We start from the raw sequence: 15,992 nt of genomic DNA on the forward strand, positions 1-15,992 counted from the left end.
GAGCTATTCGCCGACGACAGGCCCGTCGACGTGGACGACGACAGCGAGGCAACCGAGCTATTGGTCGAGCTCAGGCCAGTCGACAGCGAGTTGATACCCGTCGAGGTCGACGTGGACAGCGAGCTGATCGAGCTATTAGCCGACGAGAGGCCGGTCGACGTGGAAGTCGACAGCGAAGCGACCGAGCTATTGGTCGAGCTCAGTCCGGTCGACAGCGAGTTGATGCCGGTCGAGGTCGAGGTGGACAGCGACGAGATCGAGCTATTCGCCGACGACAGGCCCGTCGACGTGGACGACGACAGCGAGGCAACCGAGCTATTGGTCGAGCTCAGGCCTGTCGACAGCGAGCTGATGCCCGTCGAGGTCGAGGTCGAGAGCGACGAAATCGAGCTGTTCGCCGACGAAAGACCCGTCGACGTGGAAGTCGACAGCGAAGCCACCGAGCTATTGGTCGAACTGAGTCCAGTCGACAGCGAACTGATACCCGTCGAAGTCGACGTAGACAGGCTGGCAATGCTCGACGTCGTCGTGTTGGCGACCGCATAAAGCTGGCTACCGTTGATCGCGTCCGTGCTGGTCGCGCTGACCAGGCCCGCAGCGACGTTCTGAATGCGCCGCTCCGACCCGGCCGCTCCGACGCTGACCACACCGGCGGCGGAACTCGCGCCGGCGTAGGTGCCGAACGTCTGGCCGCCGATCGTCGTGCTGGTGACGGAACCCGTGCCGCCGGTCGCCGTGTTCGCGGCGCCGATCGTGACGGCGCCCGAACCGAGTGCGACCGAGCCCGCCACGCTCGCGTTCGCGCCGGTGCCGAATGCCTGGGCATTGGCGGCGCTGGAGACCGCGGTATCGCCGAGCGCGGTGCCGCCGGCCGCGGTGGCCGTGCTGCTGTTACCCAATGCGAGAGAGCCCTGGCCGGTTGCCGAATTGGCATTGCCGATCGCAACCGCGCCTTGTCCATTCGACGAATCATTTGCACCGAGCGCAACCGCGCCCGTGCCGATCGCCGAGTTCGGGTCGCCGATCGCGACCGCGCCGTTGCCCGTCGCCGTCTGGCCGCGGCCAATTGCGACGGCGCCACCTGCGGCCGTGCTGCTGTTGGCCGTCGTGCCGCTCGAGCCGATCGCGACGTTCTGGCCCGTCGCACCCGAGATGACGCCATCACCTTGCGCGATGCCGAATGCGCCGCTCGCGGTCGCACCACGGCCAATCGCTATGCCGGACGTGGCTGCCGCAACGACGGACGACTGGCCTCCGATGGCGATACCGTCGGAGGCAGCCGACACGGCGCCCCCACCCGTCGGGTTGCTGCCAATGGCGATAGCACCCGTTCCACTACTGGTGGCGTTACCACCAATCGCATTCGCTAACTGACCCGACGCCGTGGCGCCAGTACCCAGCGTATTGCCATAGGCGCCCGACGCAACCGAATTACTGCCGATTGCAACCGACTGTTGACCCGACGCCGTACTGAATGTACCCAGCGCATTAGCAAAGGCACCCGATGCAAGCGCTCGATTACCAAGCGCGGCGGCCTGTTGATTGGACGCAGTGGCGGCACTCCCAACCGCAACGGCATAATTGCCGGACGCTAAGCCAGCATCGCCTTGCGCGACGCCTGATGTGGCGCTCGCGGTTGCACCACGACCAATAGCGATACCCGAGGTCGCCGTCGACGCAACCGAAGACTGTCCGCCGATCGCGATCGAATCCTGCGCTGCCGCATTCGCCCCCGAAGTCGCATTACCGCCCAGCGCGACCGACCCCGTTCCGCTCGCAGTCGTCGTCGGGCCGATTGCTGTCGCATTGGTAGCGTTGGCAACAGAAGAAGTCCCGATCGACGTCGCGCTGTTGGCAGTCGCGCGTGTACTGTTACCCATCGCGATACTCGACTGGGACGCCGCGGTGGCTAACTGGCCGACTGCCACGGACTGTATACCGGACGCAGTCGCCACATTGCCCAGTGCAGTGGAGGACCTACCGGATGCAATCGCCCCTTCGCCGAACGCACTTGCAAAGCTGGCGGACGCAGTACTGTAATCTCCGACTGCAACCGAATCTCCACCGGTCGCGACTGCATGGCTGCCGATTGCTGTATCGCGAATGATCGACGACGCTGAAACGCCTGCGGTCGAAAACGCACCGATAGCGATATCCTCGGAGTTGTACGACACCGCGCCGCCGGCTCCCCCGTTTTGATTGACTCCGCCGATTGCAACAGAAGACGTTCCAACGGCACTCGCACCGTAGCCGAACGCGCTGGCACCTGTGCCGCTAGCCGTTGCATCCAGACCGACAGCCGTCCCCCATTTGGCGGAATACGCGCTCATACCTACTGCAACCGCACCATCGCCAACGGCCGTCGTAAACGCACCGTAGAGGGTTACGCCCAAATAGGCGGCCCCTCCGCCGTTCGCATTACACCCCGCCACCGTCGAAAACGTGCCGCTTCCGTCGATCGGCGCGGCGCTGGCCGCCATCGTACGCGAAGCATCCGGACTCGTTCCGCCACCACTAGTGCAGGTGCCAGTGAACCCTGAGACCACGGTGGCGTAGCTCCCTTGCCCGGCAGCAAGAAGCAATGCACTGACCATCAATTTGACCACCGCCGAGCGTTTGCTCTTGCCGCGTGCGGTGGCCAATTCAGATGCAGCGACCCACGTTCCCAGGGTCTCGTTCCAGACGGTGCGATATGTATGATTCATGGTATGCCGATGCTCGGTAGACACTAACGAAAGAAGGCTTGCCGGCCAGTCTTCCGGTCAGGACTTCACAATTTTTAAAGCAGTACGAACTAATTTACTTTTTCTTATTCCACGTTGAAACGCTTCCCGCTAGGCCTTCTTGCCAGCCAACTTCAATACTCGTTCTCTACGATCTCTCAGTTTCAACGGCGCGCCACACGTTCACGGAACGACACTTCATTCCAGCGTCGAAGCCACCGCTGATCATCTTCTGGAGCCGCGCTTCGTCGTCCCGGCTGCCCATACCGAGCACGCCCTCTAGCTTTCGTTTCAGACCTTGCGCGATAGCCGACCCAGATCCGTAGAACCCGGCGGCCATACCCGCGTCGCAAGCTGCCTTCACGATCTCCCTATCTCTCTCAGGTACACAGCAGTCGGCAATCACATGCAGACACGATCGAATATCCATCATCAAGCGCTCACGCCGTACTTCGCAGCACCGTGATTCCAGATCGTCGCCTCCATTGCCATCGGATTCCGGATCCCCCGAATCTCCGAGGCCCGCTTCAATATCAACGCCCACTCCACCGCCCTCGTCCAGGTTGCGCGCAGTCCCGTCGCAGGTCAGTCGACCGCCGTACTGGGCAGCAACTCAGCCTTGGCAACCTTCGTCTGTTCAATCGCCCTGCATCCATTTCGCCCCGGCGTCACAAACCAGCGCCGTATCGACCGCGCCTTGCGCACCAAGCACCACGACGTCACGTGCCATGCTTGCACCGAGCCGCACGAGATGCCGAAGCCTGTTCCGCGCCGACTCACTCCATCGGGCTGCAGCAATGAACGCCGGCGCAATCTTCACGATGTCCGGCTCGGGGATTGCCATTCCCACGTCGACGCCATAGGCGAGCCCGTAGTCGTCGATCGCGATACGGCAGCCGAGTACCCTGAGTCGATCGAGAAAAGTACGCGCGCGTCCACCTGCGACTCGCGCCCCCTCGCTCACCTCCACGACCAGACGCTCGGCGAGCTCCGGTGCGCGGGTGAGCCGATCGAGCAGGCTTTCCCATTGCAATCCCGATACGAGGCTCTGTTCCGACAGATTCATGCCGATGCTCAGCTGCGGCGAACTCTCCAGTACATCCAGCACACGTGCTACCACATAGCGATCGAAGCAGCCCATCAGTCCCGCCCGGACGACGCTCGACAGATATGCATCCGGTGACGACTCTCCTTCGTCAAATGTGCAACACCACGGCACGCACTTGAAATAGAGCACCTTGCGACCGTCGTCGGGTGCGTGCACCGCCGACATCACCAGCGAAATCGCATCGACCTTCATCGCACGCAAGACGGTGTCGACCATGGCCGCATCCGCTTGCGTCTCCATCCCGGCATTCGAATTGACGCTCCGCGCCTCGACCGCCGGGGCGACATCATCACCGCCCCGCGTCGCGTTCAAGCTGGAGAGCCATGCTGCTTGCGGGTGTGACGTTGTTCGTCCGCTCAATCGAAGTAGCCAGCTTTCCGTCGAGTGGTCCGCCGTCGAACGATCCGCGTCGGGGGCCGGCAACGCCATCCCGGATATCGACCGATACGCGTCGCGAGCCGTCGGCCCCTGTACAACTCCGCCATACAGTTTTCGAGCTCGCTCACCGAACTCAACGTCGGTGACCTCGACAAACGTACGCCCGAAGCGGCTTACCAACATAGGTCGATTGAGGACCCTTATGAACAATGCGCCACCCATCTCCATACCTCCCCGACGATACCGAGCCTTTCGTAGGCCCTCGCTTGTAATCCGATGCATACGCTGCCTCGCTGCACTCGCCCTTGACTGAAAGCCATGAAAGACACAAACGGACGTTTGCATCAGAGTTACAAAAAAAATTACCGATTCGTGAAACCGCCCGTGAATGCTGGGCTGCCTTTCTGTAAGCCTTGTCGGACAAAAACGTCCCTTTCCGTCCAGTAATATCTGCTTGGTGACACGGAAATTCACCATCCTTTGCAATTTGACTATCGGCACGCCATGCCGACGGCGGCGGCATGCGCCTTTCATGGAAGCAAGCCCCGCGGAGGAACACAGGAATCCCAGTTGTGAGCAACCACGTTTGCCGTTTCTTCGCGCCTCGGCGGGAAGCTCGATACGCCGTCCGCGCGGAATCTTCGACGAGCGCGTCTTGATGAATGCAGCACTTCAGCCGGACCGCGCACGCCAGCGCCCAGTCGATAAAGCGGCAGGAGTCGGGCGATGAATATCGGGTATGCCCGTGTCTCCACGGACGAGCAAAGTCTCGGACTCCAGATCGACGCGCTCACACGCGCCGGATGTGAGGTCGTTTTTTCCGATCAGGGTATCTCCGGTGCCGACTTCCATCGCCCGGGTCTCGACGCAGCACTCGAAAAGGTCATGAAAGGCGACACGCTCGTCGTCTGGCGGCTCGACCGGTTGGGTCGCTCGCTGAGCAAGCTGATCGACCTGATCAACTTTCTGGCGCGCCGGGGGGTGGACTTCATTTCCCTGACCGAATCGATCAATACGGCTTCGTCCGGCGGGCGACTCGTCTTCCACATGATGGGCGCGCTGGCGGAGTTCGAACGCAGCCTCATCAGCGAGCGCACCCGTGCAGGATTGGCTGCCGCGCGCGCGCGCGGCAAGCAGTTGGGGCGAAAGCCGCACATGACGCCGGATCAGTGCGCCCATGCCCGCGTTCTGCTTGAAACCCAGTCGGTCGCGGAGGTCGCCGCACACTTCAATGTGCATCCTCGAACGATCAAGCGCGCCCTCGTCGCACGATCCGAGACCGGTGTCACGTGCGAGACGAGCCAGGCTTGATCAGAAGCGTCGCCGATCGATCATTCGGAGAATGCCCCCGTGTCACCCGGGCATGAATCGCTGCTTCACGTCTTGAACGTGTCTAGAACGGTTGCGCCAACGCTCGCGTCTATGCCTGCTTCAGCAGCGCGGCGACCGTTTCCGCCGATGGCAATTCGTAGGTGCGCCATATCAGTTGTCCGCGTCGGTCGATCACGTGAACCTGGGTTCCGTGATTGTCCAAGCCCGTCACGCCGGCTCCGAACAATGCCTGGACGGCATCGACGTTCTGCAATTCCGGAGCCGCGGCAGTCCACCCCGGCCGCGCATCGAATTGCCGAAGCCATGCACGCATTCGCTCCGGGGTATCGGACAACGGATCGATGCTGAGCGACAGCAACTGAACGTCCGAGTGCGCGCCAAGCAACGTTTGCACACGTTGAAAGACGGCGCCCTGGATCGGACAAACGGTAGAGCAACCCGTAAAGAACAGCTGCAGCGCAGTCACGCGACCGGCCAGCACCCCGCGCAGGCGCGTTTCGCGACCCTGCGCCGTGAGAATCGGCCAGTCGGGAACCAGAACCGGAGGCTTGATGCTTCCGCCGTGATACGCGATCGGCGCGTTTTGTCCGCGCACAAGCGTCGACGTGCAGAATGCGGACAACGCAACGGCCGGAAACGCGGCAATGCGTATCGCGCGTCGGCGCGCACGAAAATCAGGCGGGGCCATTCCGCGCACCGGTCAGAAAGTGCCAAAGCGCGGCGCAATCGCCATCATTTATGCGATAGCGCGGCATCTCGACATTGAGCAGCACATAGGCCGGATCGACTCCGTCGCGCAGCATCGTACAGAACCCCTCCTGATCGTACCGGCTCGGAGGGCCACCCCGCCGGCTTTGCAGATCGACGAGCCAGTCGCGAGTAAGGCGTGGCGCAATCGAATTTCGCACGGCGGGGCCGATCTCCGAAGCATGGCAATTTGCACACCGAACGACATTCGATGGAAGATCGCCGGGGTGGGTCAACATCCGGCCCGTTAGCGGAGCCGCACCGGTGAAAAGTGCGTGGCCCGCTTCGCGGTCGCCGCTCGCCATCGCGCACGAGCCGCCTGCGCCGAGTAACGCGACGTACAACAACCGTGCAACGTACCGGCGGCTGGATCGGGACAGCAGGTATTTCCTCACAGAATCCGGACCGCCTTCGAGACGCTGGGAACGCCGTTCGCATCGAGCGCGAACAGCATGTAGTAGCCCGGCAATGCGACACCTGAGTCGGCCGGAATCGACAATTGGTATGACGTACCGCTTGTCGACAGGATCGGCAGCGGAATTCGGCGCTGGTCGTTGTTCGTCGAATGCGTCACCGACGACATCCGCATCAACGCGAAAGACGCGACCGCGCCCCCGGTCGAAACGGTGATCGTCGAACCATGCATCGCGCTGGCCGGCGCGGACACGATCGCCGGGCGCGAGGCAAGCGTATTGTCGGCATTGAGCAAATATGGCGGCGTCAGGATTTCGGCATTCAGGTGATTGTTCACGCAGCCGACACCGCATTGCCCGCCGCCGCCGACGAACACGCGCCCGTCCGGCAAAAGAACCGCCGTGCTGTGATAAGTGCGCGGCGTCCGCATCGGCTGAAGAAGGTTAAAGCGTTGCGTCACCGGGTCCCATATCTCGGGCACCAGGATCGCGGTCGTGTCGGTAAAGGGCATCGGCAAGCTCTGACCGCCAACGATCACGACATTGCCGTTCGGCAGAATGACGCTGTTCGCGAATGCGCGCTGATAGGTCATGCCGTTCAGCCGCTGCACCGTAACAGGCTGTCCCGGACCGCGCGTGATGTCGATCAGGTACGCCGAATTCGACGCATATGTCGACGTATTGCCGTTCTGCTGATACGACTTCGCGCCACCCGCCTTCAGAATCAGGCCCCTATCGAACAGCGATGCCGTACCGTTGATCGCGTATGGGTCGACACCGCGATTTCCCGCCGAGGTGATCGAACCGGCCCCGCTCGTCGAGATCCAGTTCATCCGTGCGCTCGGGCCGGCATGGAATACGCTGCCATTCGTCTGCGCGAACAGCCACAGATGGTTGTCACCACGATAGATGCCCTGCGGATCCGGGCCGATGACGTTCGTCTCAGGCACGCCCGACAGCACGGTCCATCTGCCGCCGTCCCACAGCTCGGCCGTCTTGCCACCCACCCCGCCGCTCCACGAACCGCCGAGCGTAATCACCGCACCATTCGAAAGCAATGTGTCGCCCTGGTAACCGCGCGGAATGTTCATCGTCGCGGCGGCGCTCCAGGTATTCGCCGTCGGATCATAGAGCGTCGTCTTGGGACTGCTGTCGCCGCCATTGACCAGCAGCCGCCCGTCGGACAGCATCGCGGTGCCCGGGCAGAACATGTCGGAACCCGCGGAAGTCTCGATGTACTGGGTTACCGCGTTCGTCGCGGAATCGAAGAGCGCGGTCTGCGTTTGCGTGGTCGCGGATCCGACGTCGTTCTGGATCGTATAGGGCTGGTTCGACGACCACATCACGAGCTTGCCGTTGGGCGTATTCGCGATGCCGATCGGATTGACCGGTAACGTGATGACCGGGCTCCATGCGGACGGCAGGGTTACGGGGAAGGCCTGCGGCAACGTCAACGCGAACTGGCCACTCGCCGCCGCATTCTGACACGGAGACAGGCTCAACGTCGAACCGGAAGCGAGCGATCCTCCGCTGACGCTCGCGCACATTCCGCTCGAGACTGAAATCAGTTGATATTTTCCGCCAACCGGCGCGACGGTCCACTGATCGTTGGTCAGCGAGCTGTCCTGACACGCGTAAGGAATCAACGGCGCGCCGCTCGTGCGCTGGCCCTGATAGACGTTCAGGCATTGTCCGGTGGATTGGGAAATCACATGATAGCCGCTACCGACCGGCTGCAAGAGCCAGCCGGTGGCACCCTGATTGCTGCATGCGCCTTGCACGATCGCGCCGCCGCCGATCGTCATGCAGAGCCCGCTGCTCGCGACGACAACGTTGGTCGACGCGTTGACGGGCAAGTACAGATTGAACTGGTCGCTGGTCTGTGTGGCGCCCTGACAACCATACTGGATCAGGCTCGCACCGCTGACGGTCGAGCCGCCGCTCACGTTCGCGCACATGCCGTTCAGTGCGGAGACAATCCGGTAGCTCGATCCAACCGCGACGATTGTCCACTGATCGTTCAACAGGTTGCTGCCTTGGCAACCGTACTGAATCAACTGCGTCCCGCTCGCGCCTGAACTACCCGGTACGTTGAGGCACAGGCCGCTGCCCTGCAACACAATGTGGTACCGGTTTCCGGCGACCGGCACGAACGACCAGGTCGTATTGCCTTGACCTGAACACGAAGTCTGCACGATGCCGACGCCCGATGCCGATGAATTCCCCGCGCTTGTCAGACAGAGGCCGCTGTTCGCGGAAACGATATCGGTGTATGACGGGCTGCCAATCGCGAACGCATTGTCGAACGCCAACGTGCCCACCCAAACCAGCATCCAGATGAACGCTTTCCCGCAGAGATCGCGCATACGGCCCTCGTCGATGTCGTTGATGACGGGAAAGACGTATATCCCGGCTCAGCTTCCGCAACTGTACGTTTCCACACCATTCGAATTATTCGATCGACTGGACGGGCTCGAGCCGGATCCGAATTGCGAATTCTTCGTCCGTTCTGAAATTAAATGGCACCCAGGCGATGCGCCGTAACACGCGTAGCGGATCGCTCATCACCGGAACACAATTCAACCGACACCGTTGAATTAATCGCTACATCCTCCAATAAGTTCCCAGTCCTTATATATTTTCATATTTCGCCGGAATACACCGTAAACCCTGCGTACAGCGACTATGCTTGATTACGGGAATACGCGTCTGTGCCGGACGCGCCGATACTCTCCGCCGCCATGCGCAACAATCTCCGTGAGCGCACATGCAGACGCCGGACCAGATCGCGGCCGAACAGGTCAGGATCGTCTATGATTCCGTGACGCCATACGTCGCCGGTGGCACTTTGCTTGCTGTTGCCGCGACGCTGTCGATCGACCGGCTCGGCCATCCGGATCCGGTGTCCGGTCCTGCGTGGACGATCTATATTGCCGCGTGTTCGGCCGGCCAGGTTCTACTGTCGCGCCTCTATCACCGGTCGCCGACTTCGGTCAGCAACTGGCGGCACTGGGCCCTGTGGCTGTCGGCCTTCAGCACTGCCGCCGGCATGGGCTGGGGATGGGCATCGATTCATCTCGCGATGGGCGCCGACTTCGGAATCGCGAGCCTCGTGGTCATCGCGACGTTCAGCATCGTCGCCGGCGCGATTCCGGTATTCAGCGCGTACTTGCCCGCGTTCATCGCCTTTCTGTTGCCGGCCACCGTCCCGTATGTCGGCGCGGCGATCGTGTCGCCGCATGCAATCCAGCGGGAGACCGCACCGATGATGCTGCTGATCGCCTGCGTGGTCGGCTATCTCGGGTTGCTCGCGAACCGTGCGGCAACGCAAAACATCCGGCTACGCTTCCGCGCCGAACGGTACGCAGGCGATTTGCAGACACAGAACGAGCGGGTCGAGCGACTCGCCGTCGATCTCGACTGCCAGCGACGGATCGCCGACCAGGCCAATCTCGCCAAATCGCAATTCCTCGCGGCAGCCAGCCACGATTTGCGCCAGTCCGCGCACGCGCTGAACCTGCTGATCGGCGCGCTGCGCAGCATCCCGATGCCGCCCGAAGGACGACGGCTCGTCGAGCGCATCGAGCGCTCGTCGGATGCGCTGAGCCGGCTCTTCGGCGCGCTGCTCGACCTGTCCCGACTCGACGCCGGCAGCGTCGAAGCACAGTGCCGGCCGTTCGCGATCGATACTGTGCTCGAATACGTGTGCAACGACTGCCTGCTCGACGCGCAGGCCAAAGGCATCACGCTGTCGCGCGTGCCGTGCCGCGCGGTGGTTCACTCGGATCCGCTGCTGGTCGAGCGCATCGTGCGCAACCTCGTGTCCAACGCGGTGCGCTACACCGATCGCGGCAAGGTCGTCGTCGGCTGCCGGCGCCGCGGCACACACCTTGCGGTCCAGGTCTGGGACACGGGCTGCGGCATTCCCGATCACCTGCAGAAGCTCGTGTTCCGCGAGTACTACCAGGTCGGCAATGCCGAGCGCGATCACGAAAAAGGCTTCGGGCTCGGACTCGCGATAGTGCGGCGCCTCGCCGACCTGCTCGAATGCCGGCTGGCCGTGCGCTCGACGCCCGGACGCGGATCGTGCTTCGAAGTCGCGATGGCGCTCGCCGTCGGCACGCCCGCCCCGCTCGACACGCCGATCGTCAGCCACGGCGACGTGCCGGGTTCAACGGGGCTCGTGGTGGTGATCGACGGCAATCGCACGACGCGTACCGGGTTGGCGGAACTGCTGGCGACGTGGGGTTACGACACGATCGCGGCGCGCTCGGGCAAGGAGGCGCTCGACCGGCTGTCGGCCTGCCCTCGCCGGCCCGACCTGCTGATCTGCGATTACCTGCCGCCGCGCGGCGAAAACGGCATCGTCGTGATCGAGCGGCTGCGTGAAGCACTCGACACCGCCGTTCCGGCGTTGCTGATCAGCGGCGATACGACCGACGAACAACTGGCCGCGTCGCACACGCACGGGCTGGTCCTCCTTCACCGACCGTTGCCGAACGGCAAGCTGCGCGCGGCGGTCGGCCATCTCGTCGCCGCAGGTGCGCGGCAACGCTCGACGGTCAACGCGGACGCGCACGGCGTCGCGCTCTAGCGGCACTGCACGGGGCCGCAGGCTCCGGTCGGCTTCTACACGATGCGCGTGTTCGCGTCGGACGGGCTTTCGACGCACGGCTGCGGCTTCGTGCCACCGGTGCGCTTGCCGGCCCGCGCCGGCGGACGGCACGCGACGCAGACGCGATTGCGACGCAGGTCGTGGCGATGCGTGACGAATGCGGCGTCGCATCGGACACAGCGCGCCGTCGACAGCACGCCGCTATCGAAGAAACGAATCAGCAGCCACGCACGCGTCAGGTCGAGCAGCGGCTCGCAGTGTGCCGCGTCGCATCGCCTCGCATACCATTCATAGGCCTTCACGAGCGCATCGAGTCGCGCACACTTCGCGTTGCTCCGCAGAAAGCGGTAGGCGTTGAGGAACAGCGACGCATGGATGTTGGCCTGCCACGTCATGTACCAGTCGCTCGAGAACGGCAGCAGTCCTTTCGGCGGCGCGACGCCGCGCACCTCGCGATACAGCCGGACCAGGCGCTCATGCGGCAGCGGCAGTTCGATTTCGAGCATCTGCGGGCGCGCGCCGAGCCGAATCAGCGTCACGGCCGCCAACACGTGCTTCGCGTCATCGGCAAGACTCGACGCATGCGCCGTCCGGGCACCGCCGCTCACGGCACGTCCTGGTCGAAGGCTCCGAGACTGGACAGCGCCATCGCGACATGAAGCCGTGCGGCGTCGCCCGGCGGTTCGGGCCGCGCGAGCGCCGCAACCGTTTCGTATCGACTCAGGCGCAGTACGCAAAGCAACTGCCCCGACGACGACAGGCTCATCATCGATCGCATCGTCAGGCTTTCCAGCGTGCCGGCCATTTCCGGCGTGGCGCCGAGGCGAAACATGCCGGTCGCGCGATCCGCCTGCAACAGCCGCTGCGCCAGCCACAGATACGACAGGTTCAGGTCGCGAATTGACTCTTCTTCATTGATAGTTCCCATATTGCACCTTGATTGATATCGAATCAGGTCGATGGAGACATCCCGCAAATTCGTGCAAAGGAACATGCCCTGTTTCACGGGGTAAATCGCCGGTTTCAACGTCAATTGCCGATTTTCAGAAAGCAATCGATCGAAATAAACAGCGCGCCCCGTATTGGCACGTTCGGCTCTTTTTATCGTATAGTCTGCACCCGGGCTCGATCGCCCCCCAAAAAATCTCGGCTTCCGTAACTCGCCCAGGCCCTGCTGTCGCGATCTTCGTTATGCTCGTTGTGCGCCTCACCGCACGGAAGGCCGCGATGATCCAGTGTCAACCATGTCTTTCCGGATGTAAATCCGACGTTAGCCCGTGGCGAAACAGAACCGAATACGACCAAAGTATTAAGACTTTTCGAAAAAAACGGGTTCTCCAAAAGCAGAAGAGGTCCGCCTCCAGACTTCATTTTTATTTACATGAAAATACTCATTGTCGATGATCATCCGGTTCTGCGAGATGGCGTGGCGACGTTGTTGCGCCAGGATCATGACGGGATGGTCGACATTCAGGCAAGCAACGCCGACGATGCAATGCGGCTGCTCGAACAGCACACCGACCTCGACGTCATCGTGCTGGATCTGAAAATGAGCGGCATGGACGGTTTCGCCGCGATTGCGGCGATCACGCAGGTCCGGCCCGAGTTGCCGATCATCGTGCTGTCCACATCCGAGGATCCGCACGACGTGCGCGCCGCCTTCACGCACGGCGCGCTTGGCTACATTCCCAAATCCGCGACCGCACACACGTTGCTGTCGGCCATCAAGATGGTCATGAACGGCGAGCGTTACGTGCCGCCGCTGCTGCTCGATACACAGTCGGCGCATCGCAACCCGCCCGCGCACGAACCCGACGGCCCGCGCCTGACGCTGCGCCAGCTCGACGTGCTGCGCCTGATCGCCGAAGGCGTGCCGAACAAGCTCATCGCCGATCGGCTCGGCCTGTCGGAGAAGACCGTCAAGGCGCACATCACCGCGATCTTCAAGGCGCTTCACGTGCGCAATCGCACCCAGGCCGCCGCGACGGGCCAGCGCCTGGGGCTCCTCTGACCCGCCTCGTCGCGACGCATGCGATGCATGCACGGTCGAAGGCACGGCGACACGAACGGGATGGCGTTCATGCGTCGTGCCCGGCGCGCGCCGGCCACGCCGGCGGCGCCGTTCAGTCGACGTGCGCACAATGTCATCGCGCCGTGGCGGTTGCCGGCGCAGCGCCGCCCGGCGACTGCATCAAGCCGGTTCGCACCCGCGGCATCGCCGCCGTCACCGCGCCCGCAGCCGGGATCGTTCCGGACGACGATGCGCCGACCGGCGAAACCAGCGCGACGCCGTCCATCGTATTGCCGCTGACGACGATCCGACTGGCCGTGCAGCCGCGCGACAACAGCGACACCGGCGTGCCGGCAATCGACGCGAACGTGTTGTCGGAGACCTGGAATTCGCACACGTTGCCGATTGCCCGGAACCCGGCGTAGGCCGATCCCGATACGCGATTGCGCATCACCTTGACGTACGACACCGAGCCCGACCACGTGTCCAGCTCGATGGCGCCCTGCTGTGTCGGCTGCAATCCGTTGTTCACGTTCGCGTTCTGGATGTTGGTCACCACGTTGTTGTCGATCACGACGTTCGACACGCCGTAGGTACGCCAGCTGTCCTCCTGTGCGACGAGAATGCCGGCCGCCTTCTGCACGCCATCGACGGTGTTGTTCGAGATCGTCACGGCCTGGCCGCCCACGACGGAGATGCCGCGCCCCCAGTAATTTCCCGATACGGTGTTGTGGTCGATCAGCACGTTGCTGCTGAGACGGCCGTCGCCCAGATAGCTGACGACCGCGATCAGGTCGTCGCCGGTGCCCGTCACCGTATTGTTCTGCACCAGCACATTGGTCGAGCCGTAGGTGGTGTGGATGCCGTCCGCCAGCGTGTCGCGCACGGTATTGCCCACGATCGCGACGTTGCTGGCGCCGAACACGAAGATCCCGCCGCTGGCGGCGCCCTGGATCGTCACACCGAGCACCTGGATGTCCGTGCCCGTCACCTCGACCTTGCTCGATTCAGGCACCGTGAGCCGCGTCGTGCCAGTACCGATCAGCGTGACGCCGACGAGCGTCGAACCGGCGCCGCTCATCAAGATCGTCTGGTCGGATGGATTGGTCGCGACGAGCGTCGCGCCGTAACCCGATACCACCACACCCGATACCGTCACCGACAACGAGCGGCTGACCGTATAGCGTCCGGGCGCGAGTATCAGCGTTTGTCCGACCTGCAGTGCGTTGAGCGCGGCTTGCAATGCATCGGTCTGGTCACTGCCGTCGCTTGCCGGCTTGACCGTCACGGCCGGTGGTGCGGCAGTCGATGCCAGTCTCGATCGCGCATGCGCGAAACGCCACGGCGCGGCGTAGCCCGTAAGCGTCGCCGCGCAAACCTGAACCGGGAAGCTGGCAGCCCAGCATGCGAATGCAACCACGCCGGCGCTAAGAATACGAAATGACCTGGTCATGATGACCCCCTCGATAGGCATCCGTCCGATGGAGCACGATGCGACGGCATCCGGTCGCAACGCGTCGACAGTCGGCCGGCAAGCCGGCTCGACACGTGTCGAACATCGGAGCAGAACGATTTCGTGCGGAAACAGTCGGACAGCTGGCCTCGCTTCAGGCCGGTGCCCGCTCGCCTGCCGATACGGGCGGGCCGCTCCCCCAAGAGCGGCTCGACGTCGACGGTGCCGGCAGCGTGCGACCGTCGAGCGACATGCCGAAGCCCTTCCATGAGCGACGCGGGTCGGCCGGCTTCGTGTCCGGACCCAGACGATCATTTCGCTCGATTGGAAGTCTATTTCGCCGTTGGCGCGCGTAAATCGGACAGAAGCCCCGCGACGTCGTAGGACGGGTCGTGAGCCCCTGTCGCATCCGCGATATGAACCGGCTTACGACTCGTCGTGCCGGCGCGGGACGTCGCGCGACAGGCGTGAATATGGTCTCGAGACGAGTCGCATGTCTATATTCAGCTTTACTTATTAATTGCGATATGTGAAAGCACAACGAACTCGCGCCGCATTTCACAGCAACGGCAGCATGAGCCGAATATGCTCCGCGAACGCCGCCGTCAGATGCGACGGCCGCTTCCGGTCGAACCGCAGCGTAATGCCGACCGCCGGCAGCGGCGGCAATCCGCGATCGCCGGCGAGGATGGCCAGATCGGCCGGCACCGCCGATCCGCTATGGCGGCACGTTCGAGCCGATGATCATCGAGCGCGCGCAAGGCAGCTTCGTCTACGACGCGAACGGCGGCGCGATCCTCGATTTCACGTCGGGCCAGATGAGCGCGGTGCTCGGGCACAGCCACCCGGAAATCGTCTCCGTCATCAACGAATATGCAGGCAAGCTCGATCACCTGTTCAGCGGGATGCTGTCGCGCCACGTCGTCGACCTCGCAACGTGCCTCGCCGACATCACGCCGCCCGGGCTCGATATCGACCGTCCTCCAGACCCCTTCCGTGTTGAACGGGTCTTCGTGCACGAGTCGCCGCACCGTGTCGATATCGCCCGCCTCATAGAGCAACAGGCCCCCACTCACCGAGCTAGCGTGTCGGCAAGTCTTCCGCGAAATTGTCGAACACACGTTGCACCAGGGCATTGATTCTCAGCAGTGCGAGTTCGAGTCTCGCCGTCGGCACCAGAACACGGTTGCTCCGTGTTTCGGGCACGTTAAA

General features: G+C 63.1%; 10 protein-coding genes and 3 pseudogenes. 4 read left to right on the forward strand and 9 right to left on the reverse strand.

The genetic code is table 11. The features are described 5' to 3' along the window. Together DID99_RS28540 and DID99_RS28545 are read right to left on the reverse strand one after the other, a co-directional pair. A partial coding sequence (locus tag DID99_RS28540; protein WP_311767502.1) for an ESPR-type extended signal peptide-containing protein occupies positions 1-2,705 on the reverse strand: 2,705 nt, incomplete at its 3' end. A gap of 655 nt (positions 2,706-3,360) precedes the next feature. Continuing rightward, positions 3,361-4,260: an EAL domain-containing protein gene (locus DID99_RS28545; protein ID WP_185733832.1), complete on the reverse strand. Its 900-nt coding sequence runs from the start codon at positions 4,258-4,260 to the stop codon at positions 3,361-3,363. 675 nt (positions 4,261-4,935) lie between these two features. On the opposite strand from DID99_RS28545, the gene DID99_RS28550 reads away from it, so the two are divergent. Continuing rightward, on the forward strand, positions 4,936-5,520 hold the full coding sequence (locus tag DID99_RS28550; RefSeq protein WP_124668011.1) for a recombinase family protein: 585 nt from the start codon (positions 4,936-4,938) through the stop codon (positions 5,518-5,520). A gap of 109 nt (positions 5,521-5,629) precedes the next feature. On the opposite strand, the gene DID99_RS28555 is transcribed toward DID99_RS28550, so the two are convergent. The 3 genes and pseudogenes from DID99_RS28555 to DID99_RS28565 all read right to left on the reverse strand — a co-directional run bounded on the left by DID99_RS28555 (position 5,630) and on the right by DID99_RS28565 (position 9,034). Next, positions 5,630-6,229 carry an SCO family protein gene (locus DID99_RS28555; protein WP_124668012.1) on the reverse strand — a complete coding sequence of 200 codons (600 nt, stop codon included), beginning with the start codon at positions 6,227-6,229 and terminating at the stop codon, positions 5,630-5,632. Further along, positions 6,216-6,605, reverse strand: a pseudogene (locus tag DID99_RS28560) (hypothetical protein); the annotation flags it as partial. The pseudogene DID99_RS28560 and the gene DID99_RS28555, both read right to left, overlap by 14 nt. A 74-nt stretch (positions 6,606-6,679) precedes the next feature. Beyond that, positions 6,680-9,034: an RICIN domain-containing protein gene (locus DID99_RS28565; protein WP_311767504.1), complete on the reverse strand. Its 2,355-nt coding sequence runs from the start codon at positions 9,032-9,034 to the stop codon at positions 6,680-6,682. 434 nt (positions 9,035-9,468) lie between these two features. On the opposite strand from DID99_RS28565, the gene DID99_RS28570 reads away from it, so the two are divergent. Next, on the forward strand, positions 9,469-11,295 hold the full coding sequence (locus tag DID99_RS28570) for a hybrid sensor histidine kinase/response regulator (protein WP_124668014.1): 1,827 nt from the start codon (positions 9,469-9,471) through the stop codon (positions 11,293-11,295). A gap of 35 nt (positions 11,296-11,330) precedes the next feature. Here DID99_RS28570 and flhC read toward each other — a convergent pair whose 3' ends face one another. Beyond that, positions 11,331-11,924 carry a flagellar transcriptional regulator FlhC gene (gene flhC, locus DID99_RS28575; RefSeq protein WP_124668015.1) on the reverse strand — a complete coding sequence of 198 codons (594 nt, stop codon included), beginning with the start codon at positions 11,922-11,924 and terminating at the stop codon, positions 11,331-11,333. Continuing rightward, positions 11,921-12,322 carry a flagellar transcriptional regulator FlhD gene (locus tag DID99_RS28580; RefSeq protein WP_124668016.1) on the reverse strand — a complete coding sequence of 134 codons (402 nt, stop codon included), beginning with the start codon at positions 12,320-12,322 and terminating at the stop codon, positions 11,921-11,923. Before DID99_RS28580 ends, flhC begins: the two co-directional genes overlap by 4 nt. Positions 12,323-12,697: 375 nt before the next feature. Between DID99_RS28580 and DID99_RS28585 the strand changes: the two genes are divergently transcribed. Next, positions 12,698-13,327, forward strand: coding sequence for a response regulator transcription factor (locus tag DID99_RS28585; protein ID WP_124668017.1), 630 nt, complete (start codon positions 12,698-12,700; stop codon positions 13,325-13,327). Between the two features lie 133 nt (positions 13,328-13,460). On the opposite strand, the gene DID99_RS28590 is transcribed toward DID99_RS28585, so the two are convergent. After that, complete coding sequence (locus DID99_RS28590; protein ID WP_311767503.1) at positions 13,461-14,615, reverse strand: right-handed parallel beta-helix repeat-containing protein; 1,155 nt, start codon at positions 14,613-14,615, stop codon at positions 13,461-13,463. A gap of 723 nt (positions 14,616-15,338) precedes the next feature. After that, positions 15,339-15,494, reverse strand: a pseudogene (locus DID99_RS28595) (LysR family transcriptional regulator); the annotation flags it as partial. Here DID99_RS28595 and DID99_RS28600 point away from each other — a divergent pair. Then, positions 15,449-15,751, forward strand: a pseudogene (locus DID99_RS28600) (aminotransferase class III-fold pyridoxal phosphate-dependent enzyme); the annotation flags it as partial. The pseudogenes DID99_RS28595 and DID99_RS28600 overlap by 46 nt on opposite strands. Between the last annotated feature and the right edge of the window lie 241 nt (positions 15,752-15,992).

The organism is Burkholderia sp. Bp8986 (assembly GCF_003854225.1).
Classification (GTDB): domain Bacteria; phylum Pseudomonadota; class Gammaproteobacteria; order Burkholderiales; family Burkholderiaceae; genus Burkholderia.